The 17,256-nt window shown below is 37.4% G+C and carries 10 protein-coding genes; 1 reads left to right on the top strand and 9 read right to left on the bottom strand.

Annotated elements, in window-relative coordinates:
* Positions 1-48: 48 nt before the first annotated feature.
* From ACFINX_RS00620 to gyrB, 8 genes are all read right to left on the bottom strand, one after another.
* Positions 49-1,047: a complex I NDUFA9 subunit family protein gene (locus tag ACFINX_RS00620; protein ID WP_273790204.1), complete on the bottom strand. Its 999-nt coding sequence runs from the start codon at positions 1,045-1,047 to the stop codon at positions 49-51.
* A 43-nt stretch (positions 1,048-1,090) separates the two neighbouring features.
* Entirely contained in the window at positions 1,091-2,410 is a 1,320-nt protein-coding gene (locus ACFINX_RS00615; protein ID WP_375668162.1) for a bifunctional folylpolyglutamate synthase/dihydrofolate synthase, read from the bottom strand.
* 4 nt (positions 2,411-2,414) lie between these two features.
* A complete protein-coding gene (gene accD / locus ACFINX_RS00610) occupies positions 2,415-3,335 on the bottom strand; it encodes an acetyl-CoA carboxylase, carboxyltransferase subunit beta (protein ID WP_375611366.1) in 921 nt (306 codons plus the stop codon).
* Between the two features lie 986 nt (positions 3,336-4,321).
* Positions 4,322-5,041, bottom strand: a complete 720-nt coding sequence (locus ACFINX_RS00605; protein ID WP_375612793.1) for a sulfate transporter family protein — start codon at positions 5,039-5,041, stop codon at positions 4,322-4,324.
* A gap of 1,888 nt (positions 5,042-6,929) precedes the next feature.
* Positions 6,930-8,351 carry a bifunctional phosphopantothenoylcysteine decarboxylase/phosphopantothenate--cysteine ligase CoaBC gene (gene coaBC, locus ACFINX_RS00600; protein ID WP_375668161.1) on the bottom strand — a complete coding sequence of 474 codons (1,422 nt, stop codon included), beginning with the start codon at positions 8,349-8,351 and terminating at the stop codon, positions 6,930-6,932.
* A gap of 68 nt (positions 8,352-8,419) precedes the next feature.
* Positions 8,420-10,006, bottom strand: a complete 1,587-nt coding sequence (ubiB, locus tag ACFINX_RS00595; RefSeq protein ID WP_375611369.1) for a 2-polyprenylphenol 6-hydroxylase — start codon at positions 10,004-10,006, stop codon at positions 8,420-8,422.
* A gap of 2 nt (positions 10,007-10,008) precedes the next feature.
* Entirely contained in the window at positions 10,009-10,791 is a 783-nt protein-coding gene (gene ubiE / locus ACFINX_RS00590) for a bifunctional demethylmenaquinone methyltransferase/2-methoxy-6-polyprenyl-1,4-benzoquinol methylase UbiE (RefSeq protein ID WP_375612796.1), read from the bottom strand.
* Between the two features lie 118 nt (positions 10,792-10,909).
* Complete coding sequence (gyrB, locus tag ACFINX_RS00585) at positions 10,910-13,342, bottom strand: DNA topoisomerase (ATP-hydrolyzing) subunit B (protein WP_375611371.1); 2,433 nt, start codon at positions 13,340-13,342, stop codon at positions 10,910-10,912.
* A gap of 1,229 nt (positions 13,343-14,571) precedes the next feature.
* Here gyrB and ACFINX_RS00580 point away from each other — a divergent pair.
* The gene (locus ACFINX_RS00580; RefSeq protein ID WP_375668160.1) at positions 14,572-15,477 is read left to right on the top strand and encodes a transporter substrate-binding domain-containing protein; all 906 of its coding nucleotides are present in this window, start codon (positions 14,572-14,574) and stop codon (positions 15,475-15,477) included.
* An 11-nt stretch (positions 15,478-15,488) separates the two neighbouring features.
* On the opposite strand, the gene ACFINX_RS00575 is transcribed toward ACFINX_RS00580, so the two are convergent.
* Positions 15,489-17,021, bottom strand: a complete 1,533-nt coding sequence (locus ACFINX_RS00575; RefSeq protein ID WP_375612798.1) for a YifB family Mg chelatase-like AAA ATPase — start codon at positions 17,019-17,021, stop codon at positions 15,489-15,491.
* Positions 17,022-17,256: the final 235 nt, after the last annotated feature.

The raw sequence follows: 17,256 nt of genomic DNA, 5'->3' as shown, positions 1-17,256 counted from the left end.
CGATGAATTATAAATCAAATAATTAACTCAGTTTTAGAAGAATTTATTCTAAACGAATAGGTTTTGGGAAAATTGACCATGTGGACGAAATCGCCAAAGATAACTTGGCAAGAATGCTGCCATTGCTCTGGGGGTAATTCCCACACCTTCTAGAGTATATCCATTCTCTATAGCTTCTTTAGAAACAATGTTATCCATTTGCAAAAAACGTATCTGATTGGCTGTTACGAGTGTTGGTACAAAAGGCAATTTACCGACTGTTCCCAAAATTCCTCCAATCAATAGACCAGCAGAAAGGGGCATGGATAGGATTGTTTTTTTACGGTGAATAATTTTGAGTATATTTTCAAGAGTATTTTGGAAGGTGATAATCTGGGGACCACCAAGATCATAATTTTTTCCCCAAGCAACTTGTCCATCTAAAGCGCGCGCGATAAACTCAGCAACATCACCAACATACACGGGTTGCAATTTGCTTTGCCCACCTCCAAAAAGAGGCATAATTGGTAAAAAACGTGACAAATCTGCCAAGGTGTTAAAGAAACAGTCCTCTGGTCCAAAGATAACGGATGGACGGATAATAATTGCTTGAGGATGCTTGTTATGAATGATTTGTTCACCCATAAACTTAACACGTGCATAAAGACATGAAGCATTCTCGTTAGCCACAAGTGTTGACATATAGATTAGCGGAATACCAGTTTCTGCTGTTAATTCAGCAACATTGTAAACACCATCAATTTGTGTTTTTTTAAAATTCGATTGATTTGCTTGTTTTAAGCTACCAGGCAAAAACACTGCTGCATCAGCTCCAAGCAATGCGCGTGCAACAGAAGCACGATGCTTGATATCTGTTTTAAGCATTTGGGTTTGTCCTACTTCTCCTATTTGAAGCATGTAATAAGCTTTTTGTGGACAACGAACAGCGATACGAACGCGATACCCCCGCTTAGTCAAAGTTTCAACGACATGTCGTCCTACAAAACCAGATCCGCCAAAAACAGTAATAAGTTTAGGATGTTGATAAAGTGCACAATCAAGTTGCATGATGAAAAAGTCTATCTTTCAAAGTTTTAAAAATGGCTAATTTTTAGCACGGAGGTGTTTTATTGTCACGCAAAATATCGCCCGCAAGATAAAGGGAACCACCAATAAGGACAATTGCCTCTTTATATTCCACCTTAATCTTATGCAAAGCATCTTGTAGATGAGCTTGTGGAGTAGCAAGGATTCCTGCTTTTTGCGCTGATTCAGCTAAGTTTATTGGAGAGATACTTGCATTATTGTTAATCAGCGGTATCGTATATACTTTATCGACAAGGTTTGCTAAGGAACGAAAATAACCGACAGCATCTTTGGTATTGAGCATGCCAGCAATCATAATAATAGGACGATCTGTTTTTTTTCTCCATTGTGCAAGTTCTGCTCCAATAACTTTTCCAGCAGCAGGATTATGACCACCATCTAACCATAAATCGATATTAGGAGACAGTTGATCAACCAAATGTCCCTGGGTAAGATGTTGCATTCGTGCGGGCCAATAAATATTTTTCAAAGCATCATTTATGGCTTGTTCTGAAAGTTGAAAACCTGCTTGAAAGACTGCTTCAAGAGACGCGCCAGCATTAGCAACTTGGTGGTCTCCAATAAGGTTAGGAAGGGGAAGATCCATGAGACCTTGATTGTTTTGAAAAACCATACGTCCATGTTCTTTATAACTTTGATAATCTTGATCAAATAGAGAATAAGATGCTTTATTTTTATTAGCAAGGGGTATTAGAGTAGCAAGAGTTTCTTCATAATTTTGCTTTCCAATGACTACAGGAACGTTTGGTTTGATAATCCCTCCTTTTTGAAAAGCGATTTGAGCAATTGTATTTCCAAGAAAGCTCTCATGATCATAATCAATGGGCATAATAAGCGATACAGCTGGTTTGTTAACGACATTGGTAGCATCAAAACGTCCTCCCAATCCAACTTCTAAAATGACAACATCAGCTGGATGTATACTAAACAACATAAAGGCAGCGGCTGTAAAAATTTCAAAAATAGTAATCGGCTCTTGACGATTTACTTTTATAATTTCACGGATTGTCTCAGCCAATTGGTTTTCTGTAACAAGTTGACCACCTCCTTTTTGACCTAACCGGCAGCGTTCATTCCAGTTGACGAGATGAGGTGAGCTATAAACATGAACGCGGTATCCTGCACTTTCCAAAAGAGCACGGCAAATTGCTGAAGCAGATCCTTTGCCATTTGTTCCAGCGATGTGAATAACAGGGGCAAGTTTTAAATGTGGGTTACCAAGACGCTCTAAAAGGTGAACAATACGCTCTAAAGAAAGATCAAATTTTTTCGGATAATTTTTTAGTAAATCATCCACCACCCTTTGTATTTGACTTTGTTGCATAAACTTAAGCTGCTTTTGTCCTAGAAAGCGATGTTTGAGAGTCTGTTGGGGATGGATCGGAAGGGTTAAAAACAGCAGGGCGTTTCATCATCAAGCGTAAAATACGCGCAATTGTTGTTTTCATTTCTAAACGCGATACAACCATATCAATCATACCATGTTCAAGCAGATATTCACTACTTTGAAAACCTTCTGGTAGGGTTTCGCGTATAGTTTGTTGAATTACACGTGGACCAGCAAAACCAATCATAGCGCCAGGTTCGGCAATGTGAATATCACCAAGCATGGCGTAAGAAGCAGTAACACCACCGGTGGTTGGATTGGTCAGCACAACAATATAGGGAAGCTTTGCTTCTTTCAACATTTCAATCGCTACTGTTGTACGGGGCATTTGCATCAACGAGAGTGTTCCTTCTTGCATGCGTGCACCACCAGAAGCAGCAAAAAGAACCAGCGGACGCCTTTCAGCAATGGCAGTATCAAAAGCTTTGATAATAGCTTCTCCTGAAGCCATACCAAGTGATCCACCCATAAAGGCGAAATCTTGAACAGTTGCAATAATTGGCAAACCCTCAATCGTACCACGTGCACTTAAAATATTGTCATCAACCCCAAGTTTAGAACGATAATCTTTTAACCGGTCAATATAGCGTTTTTCGTCACGAAATTTTAAAGGATCTGTTACAACTTTTGGATTTTCAAGAGCTGTATAAACACCATCATCAAAAAAATGCATGAGACGATTTTTAGCACTGATACGCATATGATGACCAGAATTGGGAGCTACAAATTGATTAGCTTCCAGATCTTTATGGAAGACCATTTCACCACTGGTAGGATCTTTAATCCATAGATTTTCTGGAATTTCACGGCGCCCCAATATAGAGTTAATTTTAGGACGAACATAATTTGTAATCCAGTTCATCTTTATAACCTTCCTTTAAATATTGTGCATCTTTTGCATGATTTGAAAGAATATAGAACTTAAGCAGTCACATTTGCTTTACCGGTTGAACAAAGGAGTCTATTTAATACTTTTATCAGTGTACGTATAGCTTGTTTTTTAATTTTTAATTTTTCCCATATTATAACAATCATATGCATCATGAAGAGTATTCCCTATAATAAATTTCTCATAAGTTTTAAGAACTTACATGTTTGTATTTTTTACTTTGGTGTTAAAATTTACTCCTTGCGATGGTTAACAAACGCCTTATTTTTTAATAAAAATGAATATCCAATTAATCATTCGTATCAACAGTTTTGAAGAAAAGAAACCTTATAGTATAAGGCGCTAACAAGGCTAAAATAATCCATTAAAGATAATGAATACAATAACGCTATATTAGCGAAACGCTAACATCAGAGCAAGATTTTTTTCAAAAGGTTTCTTTAAAGCGCACGCTTTTTACAATTAAAATAGAATACGCTCACAATACCATTATATTACTCATTTACGTGCTTGTTTTACACAGATATCTTTCAATAATTTCCAAAACTCTCTTATGAAGAGTATACACTCTCCATGAATGGTATAAAAGACATTATGCTATCCGTTTTTACTGAAATAGAGGGTACAAAGCGGCACCATCATATTCTTTTTCAGTTTTCAATACGACGATAATGTTTGCATTAAGAGGATTCATATAAAGATATTTCACGCTTTTTTGAAAGTACTTTTATCCGCACACCACCTCCGTTTATGACATATTAACAAACGATTTCAATTGATCCAATATGAATAGGATTAAAATGAGAAACCCTCATAATATTTAGGTTTTTCACTCATGTTGTGAAACGATAAGTTATCATTATAAATCAATATATTGCTTTAATAAAAGATAAAGCATAAAATTTTATATTATGCTTTCTTTGGCTGGCAAGTTTTATTAACCTTAAAGTCAAGGAACACTATTTTTGTGTAATGCGTGCTATGGTCTTTTGGGAAAGCATTTTGTGTAAATGTGTCATAAAGGCGGCGGCAAAAAGCGGTGTTGCTAGATTAATAATAGGAATCGAAACAAAAATCGCTATCAATAATCCTGCGCCAAAAACTGTTGTGTAATGAGTATGTAAAAAAGCACGCGCATTTTGCTCTGTTCGAAAACGGTAAGCCGCAAACAAGAAATATTCATGACCGAGCAAATAACCATTAATAAGATAAAAAGCAATTAAATTAATACCTGGTATGAAGAATAAAATAAAAGCAATTCCATTACCAAGAAGGCTTAAAATAACAAATTTAAAGGAAATGATAAGAGAACGCTGAAACGGCAAGGCTTGTCCAATAGGCTCGTTTGGGTAATCCTCCTTTTCAATGATTTCAGCAGCAGAGTCAATGAAAAAACCACCAATCATAGCTGTGATGGGTGCAATCAAAAAAGCCAACAAAAGAGCCAACCCAAGATTAAAGATGATAAGCATGCTAAAACCAATCCATCCCGCCCAACTAGGGAGTCCAGGAAGAAATTGAGCAATCCAGGGCCAAAAGTAAGACACAAAAAGTTGGTGCACACATAACCATAAAATGGTGAGAATGAAAAAAGTAACCCCCAATGCTTTCAGTATCATAATACGATATTGCGAGGTCAGAAGACGTTGTAAAGCACGATAAGCAGCAGTAAAAATCATAGATTAATAAACTAAGGAAAGAAGCAAAAAAAACAAGAAATATATTTAAAGTATGTACAGTGTAATTTTTTCTTTCTTTGAATTACAAGATTTTTTTCAAGAACATTATAAAAAACGGTTAAGGTTTCTTTGTTAAAAATAAAGTTTGAATAAATAGAAATTTTGATTTTTAAAAACAAAGAAGAATTTAAAAAGTAGCTGTTGTAGAAGAAATTTTTAGTATTTTTGTACATAGTGTAGATTATTGCGTTTATATGATATATGTAAAAAATTAAGGAATAAGAACTATTTGGGAGAAAAGTTGTTTATTTCTATTTATTCAGTAGAGTTATCTAACTTCGTTTATCTAAATGTTTAATTGTTTTGCACAATTCCTAAAATTCTGTACTTTTCTACTATTTGGCGGCATGCTTTTGCCTCTCGCTTTCAAAAAAATATTGAGTTCAATGGAATAGGGGTAACGTAGTAGCTCCGTAGATATTCTAATTTTGGGCAACAGAATGATTAATATGATAGAAGTGGAAAAAATAAGCTTAGGCGATTGACTGTCAGATCCCATAGAAGAGCAGTTTTCTGAGAAGAAGCAAAGAAAGGGAGAAACCACGGATGCTTAAAAATGATGAGATTTTGAATTTTAAAAGCCATAAGTGCAATGAAGTAAGCATTCATTGAAGCACTTTTCATACAAGTGGTGCACTGTATCAAATAATTTTTAGATAATAACACCACTAATTTATCGAAGAGAATTGATCATTTTCAACTTGAATAAAATCCCAAATATAGAAATATTCTTTAATTTCAAAGACTCTATTCAACATCAAAAAATTATTTACGTACACATTATAGGCGAGACCAATGTATGGATACAAAGCTTTCGATAAAGGAATAAAAATGCTTCTCATGAAACATCACAATGTGAAGATATCATGGATAAAATTCTAGTCTTTGTGGTCTTGGTATTCTGGAGAGAGGACACAGACATTTAATCTTAAAGACCGATCACTGAGGAAAATAATAAAGGCTTCAGTTTCATAAACTTATAGACAGTGGTACAATGAATTTTGTCTACATTCTTTATGAGCGTCAGCATGAAGTATGCTTAAAATTGCATTGAGATGTTATAATATTATTGATTTATACATTATTTTTCATAGCGAATAAGAGCTCAAAATAAAGTTGTCATATTTTCTCATTAGCTGCTCTCATCATGAAACAATCAAAATCATTTATTTGCATATCATAAATATGACCAATATGTGGATAAAAACATTGAAGAAAGAAAATGCTTTTTATAAATTTTATCCATTACAAGAGCTTTGTCAAAATTGATGGTAGCCAAAGTGAATGATAGCTTGTTTTTTTATAAGCTGGCGAGACAGTGGTGCAATAGATCCTGCTTTTATGAAGGCTAGGGTGAGATAGGATTTTTTTAAAAAACATTTCCCAACGGCTCATCACACCCATTTCGCAACAGCGTTTGTGAATGGTATATGGGTAAAGCTCTCGTGAATAATATAAAACTTATAGGGCATCACTAACTTTACGCTTAATAAAAAGAGCACGTTGGCACCATCATCCTCAGTGTTGTTCGAGACAAGCCCTTGGTTCTTGAGACGGTCCATTATAAGCGCTTTTAGTTCTTTCTGAAACGTTTTGTATTCATACAGTTATCCTTGTTTACAACGTGCAAGAAAATGATTTTTATTGATTCAACATGAGAGAGATTAGGAATGAGAGAATCTTATGATATCTGGGATTCTAATTTAATATGAACAATGCGATATTATCATTATAAACCAGAAATATTATATACTAATTGAGATGGATAGACACATATTGTCAGTTCTATTTTATAAGGTGTTTTAATATCAACGCGTTTGAAGAGTTCTTATTTGCAAAGGGGTATATTTTCCTCATGAGGAGTAGGTGTTTTGGGGGCAAAAAATGATACAATCACGTTTGCTAATTTTTGCGCTACGTGTTGTTTACTCATATGGGGCCATTGTTCAACTTTTTTTCTACTTACGAGATAAACTTGATTTGTATCAGCACCCATGACACTTGTACCATCTAGTTGAAGAGAAATATCATTAGCAAGAATGAAATCAGCTCCTTTTTCAACACATTTTTTTTGCGCATTGGCAATGATATCACATGTTTCAGCAGCAAAACCAATGACCAATGAGGGGCGGTTTGGAGCGTGTCCAATCGTTGCTAAAATGTCAGGATTTTCAACCATATGAAGGGATGGTGGTATTTTATGAGCATTCTTTTTAATTTTGTGTAAAGACTGCGTTTGACTGCGCCAGTCACAAACAGCGGCAACAAAGATAGCACCATCAGCAGGCAATGCGGTTTGAACGGCTTGTAACATCTGTTGTGCTGTTTCAACATGAATGGTTTTTACTTCTTGTGGGTCTGCAAGATTAACAGGTCCACAAATAAGTGTTACTTTTGCACCCAAATGCGCAAGAGCGGTTGCGATGGCATGGCCTTGTTTACCTGAAGACCGATTAGCAATATAACGCACTGGATCAATTGGTTCATGGGTAGGGCCAGAGGTAACGATGAAATGGCGGCCAAAGAGAGGTTTTTCATGCACATTCAAAAGATTCTCTATAGCAGCGATAATAGTTAAAGGTTCGCTCATACGTCCATATCCAATCTCGTCACGTTCAGCCATCTTTCCGATTTCTGGTCCGATGATATGAACGCCATCTGCGTGCAATTGTGCAACATTACGAATAGTTGCTGGATGCACCCACATGGACGGATTCATGGCGGGTGCAATCAAGAGTGGACAGCGTGCTGCTAAAAGGACACAATCAGCCAGATCATCTCCTATGCCATTGGCTATTTTTGCAATGCGGTTGGCTGTAGCAGGAGCTAAAATAATCAGGTCAGCATCACGTGCTAATCGGATATGTCCGATATCGTGTTCTTCTTCACGTGAAAATAAATCAGTATATACAGTACCACCGCTTAAAGCTTCAGCGGCTAAAGGCGTAATAAACTTTTGCGCTGCTTTTGTCATCACAACTTTTAAATGTGCTCCACGTTCTTGTAAACGGCGAATCAAATCAAGGGCTTTATAGGATGCAATACTTCCACCAATAATAAGAAGGAGAGATTTTGATTTCAATGATTGCACTTCAACAGCACTAGTATGAAGGGGTTGTGTGGTGAGAGGAGTGGGATTGCTTAAAAGGCGTCGAACTTCTTCTTCCATAGAAATACCATTTTGCGCGGCGCGTATGCGTAAAGCTTCTTTGGTTTCAGGAGACAGGTTACGAATGGTAATACTGGCCATAAAATACCTCCAAGAAATAAAATGATTGCAATGATTTCATTGTTGATATTTTTAGCATATTAAGGAGATTAGAAAAGGTGAAAAAAGTAAAAAGTAAGACAAGCGCAACAAAGTGCAATGATGAAAAGACTATAACGACCATAACGGTTTCTGTGACTTTGTTCTACAGCAAGTTGTTTGAGGGTAGCAGGAGAAAGATTAAAACCTGTTTTTCTCATTTGATTGAAATCTTCTTCTATTTGTTGGAAATTTTGAACCAATTGTGGTGTTTTGCGTGCCAGCGAAAGGAGAGCTTGTGCTCCTTCACTAAAGTCTTTTACAACGCCTACGGGTCCTAAATTTTTACTAATCCATTCTTTGACAATGGGTTCAGAAGCTTTCCACATATTAAAAGTGGGGTCTAATGTGCGGGCAACACCTTCCACGACAACCATCGTTTTTTGCAGCAATAAAAGTTCAGGTCGCGTTTGCATGTCAAATAATTCAGTGACTTCAAACAATAAAGTGAGCAATTTAGCCATGGAAATGCTTTGTGCTGATTGTCCGTGAATTGGTTCGCCAATAGCGCGGTTGGCTTGCGCAAAGCTTTCGATATTATGGTGTGAAGGAACATAGCCGGCCTCAAAATGGGCACGTGCAACTCGATGGTAATCGCGGGTAATAAAGCCGTAAAGAATTTCAGCAAGGAAATGCTTTTCTTTTTTGCCAAGCCTTCCTGTAATGCCTAGATCAACAGCAACAATACATCCTTTTTCATCTACAAATAAATTACCAGGATGCATATCGGCGTGAAAAAAACCATCACGCAGTGTATGACGAAGAAAAGATTGAATAAGCGTAATAGCAAGCGCCTTCAAATCAAATCCTGCTTCTTTGAGTTTGGAAGTTTCGGATATTCTTATACCATCAATCCATTCCATTGTAAGAACATTACGTCCTGTCCGTTCCCAGTCAATACGTGGAACCCGAAAGCCTGTATCATGTTGAATATTTTCAGCCATTTCAGATATAGCTGCTGCTTCTAAGCGTAAATCCATTTCAAGTCGTGTTGTTTGTGCTAAAGTATCCACCACACAAACAGGACGAAGCCTTCGAGAGGCAGGGATATAGCGCTCTTGTAAATGAGCAATGAGATAGAATCCTCTAAGATCTTTAGAAAAACGTGCTCTGATATTGGGACGAATAACTTTTACAGCACATTTTTTCTTATGGCCAGTTTCATCACTGTATTCAGCTGGATGAACTTGAGCAATAGAAGCGGCGGCAATGGGGGGATAAAAATTTACGAATAAATCATCAATAGAGCGACCAAGAGAACTTTCAATTTGAGCAATAGCGGCAGTGCAAGAAAATGTTTGGACACGATCTTGTAGCTGTGACAAATCTTCCGCAATATCACGCCCAACAATATCAGGTCTTGTGGCAAGAAATTGACCAAGTTTTATGTAAGAGGGTCCAAGCTTATTAATGGCATATGAAATATTTTCAGATCGCTGTTTCTTTTTTGTTTTGCGTCGTGCTAATGCACTCGCTATACGATGACATAGCGCTGGAAATCCTTGAAGATCATCATGAGGAAGAGCACTTAAAACACCTTCACGTGTTAAAACCCATCCTGCACGCATCAATTGAAAGTAAGGGGAAATTTGCACCATTTTTAAATTTTCCAACCTGAATGCAGCGCTGCAATCGCACCGGTGAGATTGCGGTACGATACCCGCGAAAACCCCGCATGCTTGATCATATGGGAAAAATCATCTTGCTTAGGAAATTTGCGGATAGATTCAACCAAATAACGATAAGCATCGCCATCATTTGCGATAAATTGACCTAGCTTAGGGATAGCATGGAAAGACCAAAGATCATAAATTTTATCGAGCCAAGGCATCTCGACATTTGAAAATTCTAAACATAAGAAACGTCCACCGAGCTTTAAAACACGAAAAGCTTCTCTAAGAGCTTGATCAATATGAGGAACATTGCGAATTCCAAAAGCAATCGTGTAAGCGTCAAAGCTTTGATCTTCAAAAGGTAGATTTTCTGCATTGGCTTCAACAAAATCAATCAGAGGGGCAAGACCATTTTTTTGTGCGCGTTTTTTGCCAACGCTGAGCATTGAGCCATTAATATCAAGCACTGTAGCATGGGCTTTTTGGCGTGAAGCATTAAGAATACGAAAAGCAATATCACCTGTACCGCCAGCGACATCAAGAACTTTCCAATGAGAAAGTGCTGGTGGGGAAAGCCAAGCAATCATGGAATTTTTCCACACACGGTGTAGCCCTAAGGATAAGATATCATTCATCTTGTCATAATTTTCAGCAACAGAATGAAACACACCATCCACCATGGATTGTTTTTGTGTTTCATCTACTATTGTAAAACCAAAAGAGTGCTCCATGCCACCCTTGGTTCCTACACGTTCTGTTTCAATTGCCATGTATATGATCTTCCTTATTTTTCTTTTATCGTAAATGAAATAGAGAGGGAATGTTCAACTACGAAAAAACAACGTATAAAACTACGACGTTTACACAGCCAAAAACAGAAGAGTACCTTTAGATATCAAGATTGGCAACGCTTAAGGCATTGTCTTGAATAAAAATACGTCTAGGTTCAACTTCATCACCCATGAGACGAGAAAAGAGTGAATCTGCATCGGTTGCATCATTAATCTTTACTTGTAAAAGAGAACGTGCATTGGGATCAAGCGTTGTTTCCCAAAGTTGTTCAGCATTCATTTCCCCAAGACCTTTATAACGTTGAAGAGTAACACCTTTTTTACCGTTTGTAAAAATGCTCTCTAAAAGGCTCATAGGACCAAAAATACGCTCTGTTTTATCTTTGCGACGTAAAAGAACAGGAGGATGATATATGTCGATAAAATTTTGAGAAATGCGATCAATTTGGCGTGCGTCAGTTGAATTTATAAGTCCCACATCAAGCGTAACAACATCTTTAACACCACGCAAAATACGCTCAAAACATAAACTTCCATCTGCTGTATATTGTCCACTCCAACCTTGTTCCATATCATCAGCAATCAGATTAAGGCGGTGTGCTGTAGTATCTGCTATTTTTTGCGCTTTTTCTTGTGTTGCAAAGACTTCAAGATTAAAAGCGCCAGCAATTGCTGCTTGTTCAACAATATTACGGTCATAACGGGTATGAAGACCATTTAAAAGTTGACGTAATATACGAGCATCTTTAGCGAGTTGATACAAATCAGCCCCTGCACGAACTTCTCCCGTTGAAAGCTCAAGCGTTGTTTCTTCTAATCCAGTATCGATCAAGAATTCTTCAAACGCTGCTTCATTTTTAATATATTGGGAAGATTTTCCACGCGATACTTTATAAAGAGGAGGCTGAGCAATATAAAGATGTCCACGTTCAATCAACTCGGGCATTTGTCTAAAAAAGAAAGTGAGCAGCAGAGTACGAATATGGGCTCCATCAACGTCCGCATCCGTCATGATAATAATCTTATGATAACGTAATTTATCCGGCGAAAATTCATCCTTACCGATAGACGTTCCAAGAGCTGTAATAAGTGTTCCAATCATATCAGATGAGAGCATGCGGTCGAAACGTGCTCGTTCAACATTGAGGATTTTACCACGAAGGGGTAAAATTGCTTGATTTTGACGTGAGCGCCCACTTTTTGCTGAACCGCCAGCCGAATCCCCCTCGACAATAAAGATTTCTGATTTTGCGGGATCTCGTTCTTGGCAATCGGCAAGCTTTCCTGGTAGAGAAGTGATATCAAGCGCCCCTTTTCGTCTTGTGAGTTCACGTGCTTTGCGTGCTGCTTCACGTGCTGTTGCAGCTTCTACCACTTTACTAATGAGAAGTTTTGCTTCATGAGGATGTTCTTCCAGCCATATTGAAAGACCTTCATTGACCAAACTTTCAACAATAGGGCGCACTTCAGAAGAGACTAACTTATCCTTTGTTTGTGAAGAAAATTTTGGATCAGGAACTTTGACAGAAAGAATAGCTGTTAATCCTTCACGGCAGTCATCACCGGTTAAGTTCACTTTTTCTTTTTTAGCAATACCTGAAGATTCAGCATAGCCATTAATTTGGCGTGTAAGGGCACTTCTGAAACCTATCAAATGCGTTCCACCGTCACGCTGAGGGATATTATTGGTAAAACACAAGACCTTCTCATGATAGGAATCATTCCACCACAGGGCAACATCAACGCTCATACCATCCTTTTCACTTGCAATATAAATAGGAGTATCAAGCAGAGCCTTTTTTGATTGATCAATATATTTCACAAACTCTATTAATCCACCTTCATAATGCAATTCAACGGATTTAATATCAGCATGACGCTCGTCAACAAGAAGAATATAAACCCCAGAATTTAGAAAAGCTAATTCCCGTAAACGACGCTCTAAAGTTTCAAAATCAAACTCAACCATAGTAAAGGTTTCAGAGCTTGGTAAAAATCTAATTTCTGTTCCACTTTCTTGATCGCAATCGCCAACAACTTTTAATGGAGCATCAGCTACCCCGTGGGTAAATGATATTTCATGAATTTTACCATTGCGTTTGATTTGCAATTTAAGCCAAACGGATAATGCATTCACAACAGAGACGCCAACACCGTGTAATCCGCCTGAAACTTTATAAGAGTTTTGATCAAACTTTCCACCGGCATGAAGCTGTGTCATAATAACTTCAGCGGCAGAAATACCTTCTGTTGGATGGATATCTGTCGGAATTCCACGTCCATTATCACGAACAGAACAAGAACCATCAGCATGGAGTGTGACGTTTACAAGAGTTGCATGACCGGCTAAAGCTTCATCTATAGCATTGTCTACAACTTCATAGACCATATGGTGTAACCCCGATCCATCATCAGTGTCACCGATATACATACCAGGACGTTTGCGTACAGCATCAAGACCTTTGAGAACTTTGATAGAAGCGGCATCATAGTTATTGCTTTGTGCTGGTGAGGTTATTTCATCACTCATAAGTTAGTCCATTCCTGTGTTCAATTTACAATATTTTATCCGCTTTTTTTAAAGCTCAATGTTCTGATCAGTTATTTATGGAATAACCACATTAAATATTTACCGTATATCAGATCTAGATTCAATATCTGTCGATATATAATGGAGAGAATGATAAAATGATAGTGTACTGCTATGCTGTAAAACACTAGGGCGGTGATATAAGGCGAATAAACACTTATGACTTATACAAAAAGCTGTTTCATAAACGATGCTATTTACTTTGTTTATTTTTGCATATGCGTAATGTTTCAGAATTAGTTATGCATTTTTGTGTTACACTAATAAAGGTCTCACTTGTTTTATCCATAAATCAATTTTTCAATCCTAATTCTACCATATATTTAAAACAAAGGTTGCGAGCTCTCTAAGCAGTTCAAACTTTTGTATGTTAGATTGAGGCGAAAATATTGTGTATATTGGTTTGTGTCATCTTTAAAATGTGAAAAAAGCTTCATTTGAGGAAAATATAAATGCGTAAATGTAAAAACACGTTTCCACGATCATCTTTTATATTCAACTTTACAATTTAAAAAAACGTCTACGGTGATGTTTTTGAATAATGAGGGTAATGACGAATTATCTTACGCTTTTGTTTCTTGCATTCTCGTGAGGTTGCATCGCTCATTCAAAACAAAACGCCATTGTACTGTTTATTCACGCGCTTTTTTAAGGAGCATCTCTCAATGTTCCCAAACTCATTTTACAACGATGTTTGAATAGTATAACGCAAAATACCCTGTGAATACTACAAGATTTATGTCCCCCATCTTTCCCATTGTGACAATAAAGTGCAAATCAGAATCATCATTTTATTTTTCAGCTCTTAAATGTTGATGCAACCTTAATGTTGAGAAAACCCTCGGCATTTGAGGGGTATTTTTACTCTTTTCTTCAATAGTATCTATATACTTCCTAGGTTGTGATACGCAAGGAAATGGTCTTAATATTTTAAGATACGCAATAAAGTATATACAGCTTATTTCTTATATTAAAAAATTAAATCGCTTTTCTCTAAAATTACTTTTTATATATTCATTTTGGAAAATTAACATCAGAAATCTAAGCATTTTCAATGGTTTCAAAAATAGCAAGAATTTTATTTATTAAACGCCAGATATTTTGGTGAAGTGCGTTAGATAATAGTTAAGAAGTGTTGCATCTTAGTTTTGAAAAATGGGGGAGAGATTTTGAAAATAAAAAAATCTATATATGTGAAACATCTTCAATTGCGTTTACAGTACTTTTTATTCAATAATCCATACAATATTTTTATTCGTATTTTATTTGTAGCAGGGGGGGTTCTATTTTCCTCTTACGCAGAAGCTGAAAGGCTGCCTTCTTTTTTTGATTCGCATGAACATTTGGTACAACCTGATACAACAGATATCTTTCGTTTGCGTTTTGTAACAACTTTTGATTTTCCTCCTTTTAATTTTATTGATCAATCGGGGTATCTTGCAGGTTATAATATCGATTTATTGCGCGCTATTTGCTCAAAATTAAAATTAGATAAGCTTTGTGAAATAGAAGTGATTCCTTGGAAAGAGCTTGTAGAACATGTTAAAAATGGTGGTGCAGAAGTCATTATTGCGGGTTTAAAAGAAACAAGTAAAACCCAGCAAGATCTTGTTTTTACAAAGTCATATTTGCGCTTTCCAGCGCGATTTGTTGCTTCTCGACGTTTAAATCTCGATGAGCCAATAAGCGATCAATTGATACATTTAACCAGTGGTGTTTTGTCTAAAAGTGTTCACGAAAAACTCTTTCAACATTATTTTCCTAAAGCCAAATGGCAAGGGTTTAAAAAGAGAGAAGAGCTCTATAAAGCATTACAAGAGCGTAAAATTGACCTTATTTTTGATGATGGATTTGCTTTATCATTATGGTTCAAAAAACAAAAATCTGTTGATTGCTGCCATTTTGTTGGGGGGGCATATATGGCGCCACAGTTATTGGGGCAAGGAATGCAGCTTGCTGTTGCAAAAAAGAATGAAAAATTGGTTGATATACTCAATTATGCGCTGAAATCTCTAGAAGAGGATGGTAAACTTACAGAACTTTATTTGCGTTATTTTCCAATAAGTTTTTTTTGATGAGTAGTTTTTTAATTAAGGGCTGTTAATCTTTCTGCGCCTAGTCGATAGGAAATAGCTTCTGCGAGATGATAGCGTGAAAGAGTATCTGATCCGTCAAGATCAGCAATTGTGCGTGCAACTTTGAGAATGCGATGATAAGCGCGTGCGGAGAGGTGCATTTTTTCACTCACATCTCGTAAGAGTATGGTCGCACTTTTATCAGGAATGGCAATCTGTTCTATAATTTTGGCAGGGCAATCGCCATTGGTACGAATATGATCAAACCCCATTGTTGAAAAACGTTTAGCTTGAATGGTACGGCACCGTGCGACGCGTTTGGCAACGTCGCAGCTTTTTTCTGATTGTTCTGGTTGCATAAGGTCCATAGCCGTCAAAGCAGGGACATCAATCCGTAAATCAATTCGGTCAAGCAGAGGACCAGAAATACGGGACTGATAATCGATTTGACAGCGTATCCCTTTAGGGCAAACATGGTCTTTTTCGCCTGCCATACCACAACGGCAAGGATTCATTGCGGCAATAAGTTGGAAGCGAGCAGGATAGCTAATATGGTGATTAGCACGGGCGATAACTGACTCCCCACTTTCTAAAGGTTGACGAAGAGAATCAAGAACCCGTGGAGAAAATTCAGGCAATTCATCAAGGAATAACACACCATTATGAGCAAGGGAGACCTCTCCCGGTCGTCCTTTAAGCCCTCCACCAATCATTGCGGCCATGGAAGCAGAATGATGTGGGGAACGAAAGGGGCAATGAAGTGAAATGGTATTATGAACCGTTTCTCCTGTAATAGAAGCAATCAGAGAGACATCTAAAAGCTCACGGCTATCAAGAGGTGGCAAAATGGAAGGTAAGCGTTGCGCTAGCATAGATTTTCCAGCACCAGGGGGACCTACAAACAAAAGGTTATGGCGTCCAGCAGCACAAACTTCTAAGGCACGTTTGGCTGTTTTTTGTCCTTTGATTTCGCAAAGATCTGGAAGTTCAGTTTCGATAGTATATTGGCGCGGTTGTGGACGTTTTTGAATTTGGGTTCCTTTGAAATGGTTGACTATAGTGAGCAGAGTCTCTGGGGCAAGAATATTTATTTCTGCATTTGCCCATGCTGCTTCAGGTCCACATTGGAAGGGACAAATCAGTCCTTTATCGAGTGATAAAGCTGTCATGGCAGCTGGTAAAACACCATTAACGGCGGTAAGTGAACCATCCAGTGATAATTCTCCTAAAATGACATAGTCTTGAGCTACTTCGGGAGGGAGGATTCCCATAGCAAGCATTAAGCCTACGGCGATTGGCAAATCATAATGCGATCCCTCTTTAGGCAAATCAGCTGGTGCAAGATTAATCGTAATTCGTTTAGTAGGCATAGAAAGTCCACAAGCGTGGAGGGCTGCTTGTACACGTTCACGGCTTTCTGCAACTGCTTTATCAGCTAATCCAACAATAGCCATTCCTATTTTACCAGACGAAATCATAACCTGTACATCGACAGGGACTGCTTCTAGACCGCGAAAAGCAACAGTTGTAATACGTGCGATCATTTATTTATTTTCCCCCTTTAGACTTGGTAGAGACAATCATATCTATTTATAAAAATCAAGAAGCATCTCTATAGCTTTTTTTATAGAGAGAACTATATACGTGGGCAGTTTTTTAGCATTCCCATGGAAAGTCATTTGTACAAATTTAACCATGATGATATGGGACGCAATAAAACATTTATAATAAGCTAAATAAATATGTTAAGAAAAAAAGAATGAGGCTGTTCGTGTTATA

Source organism: Bartonella sp. AP36NXGY, from assembly GCF_042195865.1.
In the GTDB taxonomy this organism is placed as follows: domain Bacteria; phylum Pseudomonadota; class Alphaproteobacteria; order Rhizobiales; family Rhizobiaceae; genus Bartonella.
Note: the sequence above shows the minus strand (reverse complement) of the source record. Positions and strands in the feature narration are given on the sequence as shown.